This is a genomic window from Dyella sp. 01N448 (assembly GCF_056399225.1).
Genome location: NZ_JBFTQX010000006.1, coordinates 1 through 15485, shown reverse-complemented (window position 1 = coordinate 15485; position 15485 = coordinate 1). Strand labels below are relative to the sequence as shown.

Here is a 15485-nt window from a genome sequence, read left to right as displayed (position 1 = left end):
ATTCGCATGGAATGTCGCTCAGGGGTTGACCAGTTCGCGCCATGACACGCGACTGAAATCTCCCTGCGAACCGGCGGTATAGACGCTGCCGTTCGAGCCGTTGTCGAAGCTGACCAGCATCACGCCGCCCACGAAGATCGGGTTGTTCGGCAGCGAGTTGAAACCGATGCCGCTGTTGGTGAGCGTGTTGTTGCCCGACCTGACCCCGTCGGCGTCGTTGATCGCACCGTTGCCATTGAGATCGAAGAAACTGGTGCTGGCCGCGGCACCACTGAACGGGTCGAGCGCCATGATCCAGCCGCGACCCGAGGGGTTGCACGCGTCGGTCGCCTGCGGGATACGCGTCGTACCCAGCAACAGGCTGCCCTGGAACTGATTGGGCGTCACGATGCGCTCGCCCTCGGCGCCGTTGCTGGGCGAAGTCAGGTCCATGTACCAGCCGGACTTGTCGCCCATATCGCTGGTGCTCGGCTTGGCCGTGATGGCACGTCCCGGCGACACCGGCGGCGTGGCGGCAGGATCACCGGCCGACTCGGCCAGGATCTGGCGCTGCACGAGTGCCGTTCGACCTTGGGACACCAGGTTGGTTACGACGGTGTCGGTGCTGGCCTGCACGATCAGGCCGTACCACGTCTGGGTGGCCGTGCTGTTGAGATCCCCCGACGCGAGGTATTTGCCCGTGCCGAAGAACAGCCACAGATTGCTCGTGGCCGGATCACGCCCCATCAACATGCCCGCCGTGATGGGCTGCGCGGTGCCACCCGCGTCGGTGGCCGTGAATACCAACGTACCAATGCTGCTGGGCGTGGCCGCGGTGCCGTCGTTGAGGCCAAATTTCCACACCTGCCCCTTGGCATCGCCCGCATAAGCCACCGTGCTGATGCCGTTGGCGGCATTGCCGATCCATACGCCCGGCGCCGCCAGGCCGTTGCCGGTAGCCGGATCGCTGGTGGTGTGCACCGTCAGCGCACCATCGGTGATGCCGAACTGCAACAACGCCGCCGCGCCATTGCTGCTGTTGTAGCCATTGCCGATCAACACCGACCACGAGCCATTGGCGGTCTGCGCGACGACCGGCTTGCCGTTCATCTGGCCGATATAGCTGCTGTTTGTGAGGCCGTCGGACGCGGAGCGCTCCCACAGCAATTTGAAGACGTCCGGATCGGTCACATCGAGCGCATACACCGCCTTGGCCAGACCGCGACCGGTAGTTCCCACCGCCACGGTATGCCACGCACCGGGGCTGCCGTAGTAAACGTCGGCCACCGTCAACTCACCATCGTTGAAGTACTGGTGGGCGACGTCGGTGCCGCCGTAGCCGGGGTCCGCAATCTGCTTGAGGTTGCTGGTGATCACCGCCGACGGCAGATACGCATACACCTCGGCGCCGGTGCTGCCATTGAAGGCGTGCAGCATGCCGTCGTTGGCCGCTACAAGGATGCGACCGGCCTGGCTGGCCTTGCCCGCCGCATAACTGGCAAACGTGCTGGAGCCGGTAAAGCTCTTGCCAACAAACTGGTTGGCGTTGGGCGCACCCACGTACACCGGCTGGGAGTTGACGATGTCACCCAGGGGCGTGTCGCGGTTGCGCAACGTTCCACCATTGCGCTGCTCCTGCGAGGTATCGCCCAACAGGTAATTGATCAGGATTTGTTGCGCGGCGCTGGTCGCGCCCAACGCGGCCTGCTGGGTGCCGGACAACATGCCGACGTTGGCCGCATTGAACTGGAACACCGGCGTATTGGGCGATACAGCGGATGCGTTGTAGCTGTACACCTTGCGATCGGCATAGGCCGGCAACGCTGCCGCTGCCGTCCAATCGGGATTGGTCGCGATTGCGCCGGAGTTGGCATTGATCGACAGCGCCTTGAGATCGCCTTTCCACTTCGCCGTGTAGTAGTTGGCCTGGTAGGCAACCGTGCCCGTCTTCAACTGCGTGGAGTTGGCGGCCAGGCTGGCACCCGTACCGACACGCTCCGTTGCGCGCTTGAGCGCATCCTTCAGGCCGCTGGTGAATGCTTCGGGGCTGGTCGCGGAATAGAAGCCACCGTGACCATTCACCGCCGCGTGCGCCAGGTCGGCAATATTGTTGATGCTGTCGGAGCTGGTCGCCGGCCACGCAAAACCATTGATGGCGGTACCACCGCGCGCCCAGGTAAAGATCTGGTCCACGGTCGTTCCCGCCGGCGTGATGCCAGTGGGCGTAAAGCCAAGGCCCAGCGTGAAGGTGGTCATGTGCTGCCAGAAGGCCGGATCCTCGTTGTTCACCGGCACTTCGTTGGACGTATTCGTGCGCAGATCGTTGACCCAGTAGTACATCGCCACGTCGGCCAGCGTGTTGGACACGCCATCCTTGTACGGCTTGGCGGCAGTGAACGTGTACGACTGGCTGTTGCCGCCCGAGTTGGTCTTCGCGGTGCTGTCGGCATCACCGATGGTGGCGGATGCCGCGGCGCCGTTCCAGAAACCGTCGGTGGTGAGGATGGTGTAGGACTGGCGGCAGGCCAGTTCGGTGTTGCCACTGGCGGTGCCATAGTCCGGGTCGCTGCTCATCGAGCCCCAGGGCTGATCGGTCTTGTAGTACTGACCCACCGCATCAAGCGCCGAACGCAACGGCGTGCCGTTGTTGGCGGTCTCACCCTCAAGCCACGTCCAGAACGCAGTCTTCTGATCGACGAAGGGCTTCACGTTGGCGATATTGAAGTTGTTCTTGCTGGTCTGGCCCGTGGGCAACTTGGAGTCGTTGTTGCCGTCGATCGAGCCAAAGCCCACGCGGAAAGTGGTATCCAGCCCGGAGAACGAGTTCATCAGGCCGCTCTTGGCCATCAGGATGCGCGTGCGGAAATACGAGAACCAGTTGGCCACGTTCTGCTGCGCCGTCGTACTGTCGTCGCAGGTCGCCGAGGTAAGGCTCGCGGCCGTGCAGGCGCCGGTCTTGCCGATGTATTTGCGCGTATAGGTTCCGTTGCTTCCCGGCACGGTATAGGTAAACAGATTGGTATTGGTGGTGACCTGGGTGATTTTCTGGCACAGCAGGCTGGCCGGCAGATAGGTGTCGGGACTCGTGCAACCGGTGGTGGAGGGGTTTCGATAGGTCGTGTTGCCACCACTGGTTCGCTTGCACAGGCCGTTATTGGCGCTGCCGTCCTTCACCAGCGTATCGCTACCGCTGCACGTGGGGGTGGCCGCGTAAGTGCTGGTGTTGTTCGATGTCGTCGTGATGACCGAGTAGTACTTGAAGTAGTGGTAAGACGTGCTGTTTCCGCTCGTACAGTTGCGCGAACTGACGTTGTTGTAATCGCAGAAGCTATCGGACGCGTACTGCGTCACATCCGTGGTGGTGGCGCTGCGAAAGCCATCGACGAAGGCGCTATCGATGCCAGTGGGCGCGGTGTACTTCGTGCCATCGGCCTTCACCGGCGGCGTATAGGTCACGCCCGGGTTGTAGTAGGTGCCGTTGTTGCCCGAATAGCGCAGTGCATCGAGATCCACCAGCGTGACGCCGTTGTTGGTCGTTGCACCGGGCAGGAACTTCGCATCGGGCATGAAATCCCAGGCCATGGAGCCGGAATCGTCGAACATCAGCACGATGTTGGGCGGCAGCGATTTCTGGATGATCAACGGCTGCTGGTCCACCGTCACCGCCGCCATGCTCGGCGTGGAGAGCACACCAAGCGCCAGCACCGTGAGGCCGACCGACAGCAGCCTGCCCGTGAAGCGGCCTGCGCGGGCGCGCAAGCTGGAATGATTTTTCATATCGATCCGCCCTGAAGGTGAACGGCGCACGATCCACCGGCGCCGCGTCGATGAAACTCAGCGTTGCTTGACGATGGCCTGCAAAACCACGACCGCGCGATCGCCCACCGCCGCCGGATCGCCGCTGCGCGCCGTGATGCGGTAGTAGACGGCCGTGGTCGAACCGCCGGAGTTGCCGTAGTTGTAGGAATTGGCGCTCTGATCGAAACCGGTATCGGAAGTCGGATCAGCCCAGTTGCCCATGTTTTCGATCACGTACTGCGGCTGGCTGGCCGCCACGGATGCCTTGGTGAACTGGCCATCCGCCGTACCCTCGGCAACATCATGGATGCTGCCGGACGGCAAATTCGGATCGTTGAACGGATTGGACAGGCATGCGCTCGAACCGGTACGGCAGTTGCGCGCGATGTCGCCGGGATTGCCGGTGATTCGCAGTTTCGCGGCACGCAGCGCGGCCTCCGCGCTCTGGAACGCGATCTGCCGGTCGTAATGATTGGCGGCCATCTTCTGCTGCATGATGGTGCCGCGCACGGCGGCAAAGCCGACCAGGGTCACGACCACCAGCAGCAGCAAGGCCACCACCAGCACGACACCTCGCTCGTGCCTGGGCGATGCCCGCATCACGCGCATGCGCCGGTTCGAGTTGATGCTCTGGGGAAATACCGCTTGAGGAATCATGGCACTCATCTCACAGCACCCGGTTGCGCACAGTGGTGGTCACGGTGAAGCTGCGTACCAGCGAGGTATTGCTCGTACTCGCGCGATCGTCGGCGCTCTGCATGGTCAGCGTGGCGCGAACCGCATTCACGTTGCCCCAGTTGGTGACGTTATTGGCCTTGACGAACGGCGTACCCGCCAGATCGCTCTGGTGATAGCTGAGCTGCATATCGGACACGCCACGCACCATTTCCTGGCGTGTCGGCGTGCCGCCTGCGCGGCCCAATCGATACAGCGACCGGGTGCCGGCCGGGTTCTTGCCGACGTACCAGTCCGAGACATTCAGGCGCGTGACATAAGCGTTGGCGCCAAACGTGTAGAAGTTGGCCGAGCCACAAGACGTCGGAAAGCCCAGGCCGGTCGAGCAATTGCCGCCGGTGGTTGCGTGGCCGATGGTCTTGGCCGTGGCGCTATAGCTGTTGGACTGGAAGATGGCCGCATGGTCGTAGTCGCACACGATGAATACATCGCCTGCCGCCAGATCCGTGCTGGCTTCGTTCAATGCAAACGTCGCCGTGCTGGGATCGTGCGACGCGACGCTATAGCTCGCATCTTCGCCACCGAGCAATTGCAGCGAGGCCTGTCCTGCAATGCGATCGCCATCGCCGGTGCCTGCGGCGACATCGGTGTCGTTGCCTTCGAATCCACGCACGGCATTGGACCAGTTGCCCCACCAGGTCGTGCCGCCGTTGACCGGCCCGATATTGAGCACGTTGGCAACGCGACCACTATTGCTGCAAGCGGTCAGGCCTGCATTGCGGATGTCCCGCGCCAGCAGCTCGAACGCTGCACGCGAGTTGTCTTGCACATCGCTGAGCGCGCGATTGGTGCGATACACACGCTGGTTGGAAAGAAACACGCTACCGACACCAGCCATCACGACCAGGCCCAGCAGCATGGCCACCATCAGCTCGATGAGCGTGAAGCCGCGCACGGCGTGACGACGATACATCGCAGAACGGAGCAGTCGCGGCGTCATAGCATGCCCCTCGTCACGACGGTCTGGTTGCTAGCCCCACCCTTCCCGGCGCGGCTGTCGTCGAAGGTGATGGTGATCGTGCAGTCACCCCGCGTGCCGGTGCAGGCGATGCTGCCCGTCGTGGTGTCGCTCGCGCCGAGCGTCTGGCCCAGCTGCACGCACCAGTCGTTCAACTGCGTGTTCTTGACCGTCGTATCGGCAGCAGGGCAAGCACTGGCCTTCATCGGCGACGAGGTGTTGTAGCCGCCCGAACGAGCCAAGTCGTAGTCAGCCCGCATCGCATCCAGGATGGAATAGCTGGCCATCGTCGCCATGCTGCGCGCCATCGCGCTGTTGTTGGTGGACAGCGACTTGGCCTGCAATGCCGCGACGCCGAGGAACGCAATGGACAGCAGCAACACCGCCACCAGGACCTCGATGAGACCAACGCCACGCTGCGCGCTCGCGGCGCCAGGTTCATGGGCGCGACGGCAAGGCCGGCGAATGCGAAAACAATGCGTCGTCATGAGGAGCACTCTGTCGTTGTCGTGTCGGTCTGCACGACCGAGCCGGCCACCATTCGAATCACCCGATGATTCTCGGCACGCAGCGCCGGTGTACAGATATCGATGACCTGGCCTGCATAGGGGGCGGAACTGCTGGTGGCGTGCGCGATGCCCTGTGCGTTGAAGCGCAGCGCCGTCATGTTGCCCGCCACGATTACCGAGCCGGTCAGATCGAGCTGACTCTCACGCACCACCACGGGACCCGACGCCGTCGTGGCCACCACAGCGCCCAGCGCTGTTCCACAGGCCTGGCCCAAGGCGTCGGCAGCGTTGCTGGTGGTGGAGTTGCTGCACAGCTGTGTGCGCGCGTTGCGCTTGATCGCTTCCATCCGCGCTACCTGGATGGTGCCCACGATCTCGTTGGCCGAAGCGGTCAGGCGATTGGAAAGTGTGAGGCTGCGAAAGCTCGGCACGGCGATGGCGGTCAACACCACGATCACCGTGAGCGTCACCATCAACTCGACCAGCGTGAAGCCGGTTTGAGCACGCCCGGCACCGCTGCCGGCGCCCCCTATCGCTCTTACACACATGGTCAGCCCCTTCTGACTACTTGAGATTCAGCCTAGGGCCTACAAAACATTTCGTAAATTCTTTCGTGATGGACGGTAAGAACTTGCCGATGAGCGGTAGACGAAGGCTTGGGCCCTGTGATCGGAGCCGCATTTTTTCGTCCAAGCCTTATAGAATCATATAGATATAACTGTTCTAGCAGTTATGGTCGCATCAGCGAGGCAAGCCGCTGGCTCGCAATTTATTACGCAAGCGAGATGGCGCCCGAACCGGAGCGCTGCTGTTGGCGTTCGCGGGAAACAAAAAAAAGGGCCCGCTTGCGCAGGCCCTTTTTCTTGATGCTGGTGCCGGAAATAGGAATCGAACCTACGACCTACGCATTACGAATGCGCCGCTCTACCAACTGAGCTATTCCGGCGAGGAACCGCCAATTCTACGGAGCGCAGCCGAACCGCGCAAGATGTCGGCGCTCAAAGACTCGCGGAAACGCCGCCGACCAGACGCAGTTCCTTAGGGAGCGCGAAGGTGATCGTCTCCGGCTCGCCGTCGAGTTCGCGCACCGTGCCGGCGCCCCACGATTGCAGGCGCGCGATCACGTCGCGCACGAGCTTGTCCGGCGCCGATGCGCCGGCGGTGAGGCCGATGTGGGTGACGCCGTCGAGCCAGCTGCGCTCGATGTGCTCCGCCCCGTCGATAAGAAAGGAACGCACGCCCTCTTTCTCCGCCAGTTCGCGCAGGCGGTTGGAATTGGAGCTGTTGACCGAGCCCACCACCAGCATCAGATCCACCGAGGCGGCCAGGCGGCGCACGGCATCCTGACGATTCTGAGTGGCGTAGCAGATGTCGTCCTTGCGCGGGCCTTCGATGTCGCTGAATTTCGCGCGCAGCGCTTCGATGATCGCCTTGGTGTCGTCCACCGACAGCGTGGTCTGGGTCACGTACGACAACTCGTGCGGAAACTTCGGTTCCAGCGTGGCCACGCATTCCACGGATTCCACCAGCAGGATCTCGCCGGTGTTGGCAGGGTTCCACTGGCCCATGGTGCCTTCGACTTCGGGGTGACCACCGTGGCCGATCAGCACGACGCTGCGGCCGATACGACCCAGGCGCGCCACTTCCATATGCACCTTGGTGACCAGCGGACAGGTGGCGTCGAACACCTTGAGGCCACGCTGGTCGGCTTCTTCGCGCACAGCCTTGGACACGCCATGCGCGCTGAAGATCACCGTGGCGCCATCCGGCACTTCGTGCAGTTCTTCGACGAACACGGCGCCATCGGCGCGCAGCTTGTCGACCACGTAGCGGTTGTGCACCACTTCGTGGCGCACATAAATAGGGGCGCCATAGGATTCGAGCGCGCGTTCGACGATGGCAATGGCGCGATCCACACCAGCGCAAAAACCACGGGGATTGGCGAGCAGGATGTCCACGGAAGCTCCGGACCTGGCAGACTGACTGGTAGGCATTATCGCACGGCCGGTACCACCGTACGTGAGGGCGGGGTCAGGCCTTAGCCTTGCCCTGAAATAAGCCAAAAACCACTAGCATCACGGCGCCCACGGTGATCCCACAGTCGGCGAGATTGAACACCGGATAATTCCACTCGCGGAAATACACGTGGATGAAGTCCGTCACCTGCGAGGCGTGCAGGCGATCGATCAGGTTGCCCAAGGCGCCACCCACGATCAGGCCCAGCGGCATCGCCGTCTTCCAGTCGCCGCGCGGCGTGCGCGATAGCCAAACGACCAATACGCCGCTGATTACAACCGCAAGCAGCACGAAGAACCAGCGCTGCCAGCCGTCGTTGTTGGCGAGAAAGCTGAAAGCCGCGCCCCTGTTGAAGGCTAGCGTCCAGTTGAGGAAACCGGGAATTACCGGGTGGGGTGTGCCGGCCGGCTGCAACGCCGCAAGCGCCCACCACTTGCTCAGTTGATCGAGCACGATGACGACGAGGGAGAGCGCGAGCCAGGAAAGGGCGTTGGGTTTGGGTTTCATGAGTAGCCATATCTTGCGCAGATACTCCCTCTCCCCTGCGGGGAGAGGGTTGGGGTGAGGGGCCAATCTTGCGAGAGCGTTGAAGCGAGCGACACGGCATTTTTTAACCATCCCGCGAGCACCCRCCCCTCACCTCAATCCTCTCCCCGGAGGGGAGAGGAAGAAAAATCAGAACCAGCGACGATTCTCGCCCGGCCCTTCCACATTGCTGATGCAGCGATCGCACAGTTCCGGATGCGCCGCATGCGTGCCGACATCATCGCGACGCTGCCAGCAACGCACGCACTTGGCCGCGTCGCTCACCGTTGCCGACACCCATACGTCCGCACCTTCCAGCTCGGTCAGCACCGCGTCCGCCGGCTGACCACCGGCCAGATCCAGGCGCACATCCGAGCTGATAAAGAAGAAGCGCAGTTCCGACGCCGCCGGCTGATAGCGCGCAACCACGGCAGCATCGGCATGGATCGCCACCTTCGCTTCCAGCGATGCGCCAATCTGCTCGGCCTTGCGCATGCCTTCGAGCACGCGCGACGCGGTATCGCGGATCGCCAGCAGATCCGACCAGTAGCGACGCTGCTCCGGCGAACCCTGCGTGGCTGCCAGACCGTCATACCAGGTTTCGAACAGCACGCTCTCGCTGCGCTTGCCCGGCATGTGCTGCCAGATTTCTTCGGCCGTGAACGTCAGCACCGGCGCCAGCCAGCGCACCAGCGCTTCGGCGATGCGGTACATCGCGCTCTGCGCGCTGCGGCGGCCATGGCTTTCGGTCGGCATCGTGTACAGCCGATCCTTGGTGATATCCAGATACAGCGCACCCAGCTCGTTGGTGCAGAAGTTCTGCACGCGCTGGACGATCTCCGGGAAATCGTAGCGGTCGTATGCCGCCGTCACCGCCTGCTGCACGTCGTACGCCTGCTGCACCACCCACTGGTCGAGCAGCGTGCTTTCTTCCACCGGCACCAGATGCTTGGCCGGATCGAAACCGTCGAGGTTGCCGAGCAGGAAGCGCGCGGTGTTGCGGATGCGGCGATACGTATCCGATACGCGCTTCAAGATTTCGTCCGACAAGGACATCTCGTTGCGGTAATCGGTCGAGCAGATCCACAGGCGCAGGATGTCCGCGCCCAGGTTCTTCATGATGTCCTGCGGCTCGATGCCGTTGCCCATCGACTTGGACATCTTGCGACCCTGCGCATCCACGGTGAAACCATGGGTGAGCACGTCGTTGTACGGCGCCTTGGCGAACATCGCCGACGAGGTGAGCAAGGAGGACTGGAACCAGCCGCGATGCTGATCCGAACCTTCCAGGTACATCACCTTGTAGCTGCTCGCATTGCCCTGCTGCAGTTCGGGACGCTGTCCCACCACGGTGAAGTGGCTGGCGCCGGAATCGAACCACACGTCGAGCACGTCGAGGACTTTTTCATAGTCCTTCGCCTGATCGCCGAGCAGCTCGGCCGCATCGAGCGCGTACCACGCGTCGATACCGCCCTGCTCGATGCGCTTGGCCACTTGTTCCAGCAACGCGACGGAATCGGGATGCGGTTCCTGCGTGCTCTTGTTGATGAACAGCGCGATCGGCACGCCCCAGGTGCGCTGACGCGAGATGCACCAGTCGGGACGATCGCCCACCATGCCGGCGATGCGCTCTTCGCCCCAGCCCGGCACCCAGCGCACCTGCTTGATCGCATCGAGCGCGGTCTTGCGCAGGCCTTCCTTCTCCATGCTGATGAACCACTGTGGCGTGGTGCGGAAGATCACCGGCGACTTGTGGCGCCAGCAATGCGGATAGCTGTGTTCGATCTTGGCGAACGCCAGCAGCACGCCGCGACGACGCAGCAGCTCGACGATTTCGTCGTTGGCCTTCCACAGATGCTTGCCCGCGATGACGGTGCCATCGAGCGCGGCCGGCGTATCGGCACGATACGTACCGCGCGCCTCGGTGTAGTTCAGCGTTTCGATGCCGTACTTGCGCGAGACGACGAAGTCTTCCACGCCATGGTCGGGCGAGGTGTGCACGGCGCCGGTACCGTCTTCGGCGGACACGTGGTCGCCAATCAACACCGGCACTTCGCGTGCATAGAACGGATGCTTGAGCAGCACGCCTTCCAGCGTCTGCCCTGCCACATGGCCGAGCACCTTCGGCTCGTCGATGCCGTAACGATGCGCGGCCTTTTCGACCAGAGCGCTGGCGATCACCAGCAGCACGCGCTGGCCCTCGCGCGCCGGACCTTCGATCAGCGCGTACTCGAGTTCGCCACCCAGCGACACTGCCAGGCTTTCCGGCAGCGTCCATGGCGTGGTGGTCCAGATCGGAATGGCGACGATGGCGTCGCCCGCATCGACACCGAACTTCTGTGCCAGCGCTTTCGGGTCGACCGCGTCATAAGCGACGTCAACGGCCGGCGAGACTTTGTCGGCGTATTCGATTTCCGCTTCGGCGAGCGCCGAACCGCAATCGAAGCACCAGTACACCGGCTTGGCGCCGCGCACGACGTGACCGTTGCCCACGATCTTGGCCAGCGCACGCACCATGTCCGCTTCGTACTTGAAGTCCATCGTGCGATACGGGTGTTCCCAATCGCCCAGCACGCCCAGGCGCTTGAAGTCGGTGCGCTGCAGATCAATCTGCTGCTGCGCGTACTCGCGGCACTTCTGGCGGAACGCAGCGGCGTCGAGCTTGTCGCCCACGCGACCGAATTTCTTTTCGATCGCCACTTCGATCGGCAGACCATGGCAATCCCAGCCCGGCACGTAGGGCGCGCGGAAACCGGCCAGCAGGCGCGACTTCACCACCACGTCCTTGAGCACCTTGTTCACCGCGTGACCTAGGTGGATCGCACCGTTCGCGTACGGCGGGCCGTCATGCAGTACAAACACCTTGTCGCGGCCGGCGGCGCGCTCCTGAATCTGCTCGTAGCGGCCCACCTGCTGCCAATCGGCCAGCCACTTGGGCTCGCGCTTGGGGAGGTCGCCGCGCATCGGGAATTCCGTCTGCGGCAGGTTGATGGTGTTCTTGTAATCCTGGGTCATTGCCTGGGGATGCTCTGATCGTCGGGTTGTCGGGTGTCGCCTCGGCAGCGCCATGGCCCTGGGGCCGGCGCTTCAACCATCACGGCGAAAGCGCCAACGTTACCGGATTTGAGGCAGTTACGCCTCGCTGAGACGCGGATTCATGCCCAGCAACTCACGGGCCTGGCGCGCGTCTTTGGCCATCTGGACGGTCAACTCGTCCAGGTTGTCGAATTTCTGCTCATCGCGCAGCTTGGCGACGAATTCCACCGCCATGCGCTGGCCGTAGAGATCGCCCTCGAAGTCGAACAAGTGCACTTCCAGCAGCGGCTCCGGCACCTCGTTCACGGTGGGACGAACGCCGAGGCTGGCCACGCCGGGCCAGCTGCACTCGCTCTCGCCCAGGCCCACGCGTACCGCAAAAATGCCGTGTACCGGGCTGCTGCGGTCGCGCAGGTGGATATTGGCGGTGGGATAGCCCAACTGGCGACCCAACTGCTTGCCGTATTCCACCTTGCCTTCGATCACGAACGGCCGGCCCAGCAGCGGCGCCGCGCCGGAAAACTCGCCGGCCGCCAGCAGCATGCGGACCCGCGTGGCCGACACCCGCGCGCCATCCAGCAGCACCGAGGGCATGGTGCGGGCGGTGAAACCCAGTTCGGGACCCACGCTCTCCAGCATCGCCACGTCGCCGCTGCGCTTATGGCCAAAGCGGAAATCCGCCCCTACCCACACCTCGCGCGCGTTCAGCCGATCCACCAGTACGCGGCGAATGAAATCCTCCGCCGACATAGAGGTGAGGGCTCGATTGAAGCGCAACAAGAGCACCTGCCCCATGCCAGCTTCGTCAAAGCCGCGCAGCTTTTCGCGAACGCTGGACAGCCTGGCCACCGGCTCCGGTGAGAAAAAAGCGCGCGGCAACGGCTCGAAGCTCACCACGATAGCCGTGAGCCCAAGCTTGGCGGCGCGTTCATGCACCTGCGCAAGCAGGGCCTGGTGACCGCGGTGCAGGCCGTCGAACGCGCCGACGGCTACGACGCTGCCGCCGGGCGCCAGACTGGGGCCGGCGACATCCCTGGAAAGTCTCATCATCGGGCGAGTATAGCGGCTGGCAGGCTGCGTTTTGGCCTGTAAAAGGTCAGACGCCACGCAGTTCGCGCAGGCGGAAGCCCGCGGCAAATAGAGTCACCACATAGGCGCCGCCGCCCGCCGATACCAGCACGGCCAGGTGCCACACACGGGTCCATTTGCCGGCATCGGTCCAGTCTGGCCAGACCCACATGCCGGCCAGCAGCACAACGACCATGACCACGCAGGCCAGCACCAGACGCATCAGGTGGCGCGCCCAGCCGGGTTGACGCTGATACACACCAGCCTTGCGCAACCAGTGCCACAACAGGCCCAGGTTGATATAGCTCGCCAGGGCGCTCGCCATGCCTAGCGCCATGTGCAGCCCCGGCACGGCGGCAATGCCATCCAGCCACGGCAGCTGGCGTTGTGCCGGCGTTGCCCACAGCACATAGAGCATCGCCACGAAGATCACATTGAGCACCATGTTCGCCACCAGCGAGGCCACACCGGCGCGCACCGGCGTGCGGGTGTCCTGACGCGAATAGAAGGCCGGCAGGGCGACCTTCACCAACGCGAACGCAGGCAAGCCAAAGCTGAGCGCCGTGATCGACAACGTCGCCATGCGCGTATCGAACGGCGTGAACTGGCCATGCTGGAACAAGGTCGCCACCAGCGGCTTGGCCAGCAGCATCAGCGCAAACATCGCCGGCACGGCAATCAGCAGCGTGATGCGCAAGCCCCAGTCCAGCGCCTTGGAGAAACCGTCCTTGTCGGTGGTCACGTGGTGACGCGACAGCGACGGCAGGATCACCGTGCCCAGCGCCACGCCAAACAGGCCCAGCGGCAATTCAAGGAAACGGTCGGCCTGCGACAGCCAGCTTTGCGAACCCGTCATCAGATACGCCGCAATCACCGTATCGAGCAACAGATTGATCTGCGCAATCGACGAGCCGAACAGCGTCGGCACCATCAGCGTAAGAATGCGGCGCACATCCGGATGGCTCCAGCCCCAGCGCGGCAGCGTCAGCAGATCCAGCCCGCGCAACGACGGCAGCTGGAACAGCAGCTGCAGCAGGCCCGCGACCATGATCGCCCAACCCATCGCCATGATCGGCGGATGCACGAACTTCGACAGCCACAGCGCGCCGCCGATCATGCAGAGGTTGAGGATCACCGGGGTGAGCGCCGGCAAGGCGAACTTGTGGAAACTGTTGAGCGCCCCGCCGCACAGTGCCGTCAGCGAAACGAATAGCAGGAAAGGAAACGTCAGGCGCAGCAGTTGCGCCGTCAACGCGAATTTTTCCGGCGTATCGGCCGCGCCCTGCGAAAACAGCGCAGCGACCTGGGGCGCGAAGATCACCCCCAGCGCGGTAATGACCAGCAGCACCCCACCCAGCGTGCCGGACACGCGGGACATCAGCTGCTTCAAATCCTCATGGCTGCGCTTCTCCTTCACTTCCGTGAAGACGGGCACGAAGGCCGTCGAGAACGAGCCTTCGGCAAACAGGCGGCGCATGAAGTTGGGAATGCGGAACGCCACCCAGAACGCATCGGTGGCCGCATTGGCGCCGAAGGTGGCATTGATCGACATGTCCCGGACCAGCCCGAGTACGCGTGAAATCATGGTCATGCTGCTGAATGACAGCAGCCCGCGGAACATGCTGGGAGACTTCATGCCTTGAGGTCGTACCTATGCTGGTGAGACGCGCTGCGCACCGGAGCCCCTCTGCCCCGGTGGCGAAAGGCGCGTAGTTTGACAGCCCGGAATGGAAAGATGACAGCGCAGACGTGGCATAATCGAGGCCGACCGTTCCCCTTGGCCACCATGGCGGTGGCATGGCGCTCCGCGGAGCGCCTTGACAAACGGCTAAGCTGTTGACGCAGCGGCTCATTAGCCGCATACTTGCCGTCTTTTTCCAACCCAGCAATTCATTTCGGAGTTCTACCTTGGCCAACATCAAGTCCGCGAAGAAGCGCGCGCGCCAGTCCGAGCAGCGCCGCCTGCGCAATGTCAGCGCCCGTTCCATGGTGCGCACCGCCCTCAAGAAGGTCGTCAAGGCCATCGAGGCCAAGGACAAGGCTGCCGCCGTTGAAGCCTTTGCCGCTGCCCAGCCGGTCATGGACCGCTACGCTGCCCGCGGCCTGATCCACAAGAACAAGGCTGCTCGCCATAAGAGCCGCCTCAACGCAAAGATCCACGAGCTGGCGTAAGCCAGCTTCGTTACCTGAATCTTGGGTTGGCGAGAAAGCCGGCGGAAGCCGGCTTTTTTGTGTGCCTGGGGAAGTGGCCGGCACTAGCCGGTTTTCTTTTGCCTGGCGCCCTGGCACGGGCCGGAGGTTGCCCCTCAACAGCCGAATAGCTGGGCATCCTGAGCCTCAGTCCTTGCTCGTCATACCGGCGCAGGCAGGAAGCGCTCTTCAACAGCCGAACAGCTGGTCATCCAGAGCCTCGGTTTTGGTTGTCGTGTTCCCGCGATCTGGCTCGCCTGCCGCGGGCTTTCGTGCCGCTGCCGCGGCCCGAGTTACTTTTCTTTGCTTGCCCAAAGAAAAGTAACCAAAAGAAACGGCACCCCGGATGACGCGCCTTCCGGGCCTGCGGCCCTCCAGGTGCGCGGGCGGGTTACGGGGACCCCGAGGGCGAAGAGCCACATCAAGAGCCGAACAACGCCAGGCGCTACTGGGTCGGGCAGGTCTTTTGTACGAACGCACTTGTGCGCGACCAACCGACGGAGCGGTACATCCGAGCGCCGCGGTCGCGCACAAGTGCGCTCCTACAAGGGGGACGCAGGTTCGTGGGTGCGGATCAATCTTGCCGGTCGGCTCTTTGTGGGAGCGCACCCTGTGCGCGACAAACCTACGGAGCGGTACACCCCAGCGTGGCTGTCGCGCACAGGGTGCGC

At 63.3% G+C, this 15485-nt stretch carries 11 protein-coding genes and 1 tRNA gene; 1 reads left to right on the top strand and 11 read right to left on the bottom strand.

Annotation, left to right across the window (positions count from 1 at the left end):
• Window positions 1-18: 18 nt before the first annotated feature.
• From AC1DKY_RS12190 to murJ, 11 genes are all read right to left on the bottom strand, one after another.
• Window positions 19-3756 carry a pilus assembly protein gene (locus AC1DKY_RS12190; RefSeq protein WP_441603590.1) on the bottom strand — a complete coding sequence of 1246 codons (3738 nt, stop codon included), beginning with the start codon at window positions 3754-3756 and terminating at the stop codon, window positions 19-21.
• Between the two features lie 57 nt (window positions 3757-3813).
• Complete coding sequence (locus AC1DKY_RS12185; RefSeq protein ID WP_441611369.1) at window positions 3814-4443, bottom strand: pilus assembly PilX family protein; 630 nt, start codon at window positions 4441-4443, stop codon at window positions 3814-3816.
• 1 nt (window position 4444) lies between these two features.
• The gene (locus AC1DKY_RS12180; RefSeq protein WP_441603588.1) at window positions 4445-5452 is read right to left on the bottom strand and encodes a PilW family protein; all 1008 of its coding nucleotides are present in this window, start codon (window positions 5450-5452) and stop codon (window positions 4445-4447) included.
• Window positions 5449-5958 carry a type IV pilus modification protein PilV gene (gene pilV / locus AC1DKY_RS12175; protein ID WP_441603587.1) on the bottom strand — a complete coding sequence of 170 codons (510 nt, stop codon included), beginning with the start codon at window positions 5956-5958 and terminating at the stop codon, window positions 5449-5451. Before pilV ends, AC1DKY_RS12180 begins: the two co-directional genes overlap by 4 nt.
• Complete coding sequence (locus tag AC1DKY_RS12170; RefSeq protein ID WP_441603586.1) at window positions 5955-6527, bottom strand: GspH/FimT family pseudopilin; 573 nt, start codon at window positions 6525-6527, stop codon at window positions 5955-5957. Before AC1DKY_RS12170 ends, pilV begins: the two co-directional genes overlap by 4 nt.
• A gap of 322 nt (window positions 6528-6849) precedes the next feature.
• Window positions 6850-6925 (bottom strand) — tRNA-Thr (locus AC1DKY_RS12165).
• A 52-nt stretch (window positions 6926-6977) separates the two neighbouring features.
• Complete coding sequence (gene ispH, locus AC1DKY_RS12160; protein ID WP_441603585.1) at window positions 6978-7937, bottom strand: 4-hydroxy-3-methylbut-2-enyl diphosphate reductase; 960 nt, start codon at window positions 7935-7937, stop codon at window positions 6978-6980.
• Between the two features lie 73 nt (window positions 7938-8010).
• Complete coding sequence (lspA, locus tag AC1DKY_RS12155) at window positions 8011-8502, bottom strand: signal peptidase II (protein ID WP_441603584.1); 492 nt, start codon at window positions 8500-8502, stop codon at window positions 8011-8013.
• A 168-nt stretch (window positions 8503-8670) separates the two neighbouring features.
• Entirely contained in the window at window positions 8671-11535 is a 2865-nt protein-coding gene (ileS, locus tag AC1DKY_RS12150) for an isoleucine--tRNA ligase (RefSeq protein ID WP_441603583.1), read from the bottom strand.
• Window positions 11536-11652: 117 nt separating this feature from the next.
• Complete coding sequence (locus AC1DKY_RS12145; RefSeq protein WP_441603582.1) at window positions 11653-12606, bottom strand: bifunctional riboflavin kinase/FAD synthetase; 954 nt, start codon at window positions 12604-12606, stop codon at window positions 11653-11655.
• A gap of 46 nt (window positions 12607-12652) precedes the next feature.
• The gene (gene murJ, locus AC1DKY_RS12140; RefSeq protein WP_441603581.1) at window positions 12653-14260 is read right to left on the bottom strand and encodes a murein biosynthesis integral membrane protein MurJ; all 1608 of its coding nucleotides are present in this window, start codon (window positions 14258-14260) and stop codon (window positions 12653-12655) included.
• A 272-nt stretch (window positions 14261-14532) separates the two neighbouring features.
• On the opposite strand from murJ, the gene rpsT reads away from it, so the two are divergent.
• A complete protein-coding gene (gene rpsT / locus AC1DKY_RS12135; RefSeq protein WP_008213299.1) occupies window positions 14533-14796 on the top strand; it encodes a 30S ribosomal protein S20 in 264 nt (87 codons plus the stop codon).
• The last annotated feature ends 689 nt before the right edge of the window (window positions 14797-15485 follow it).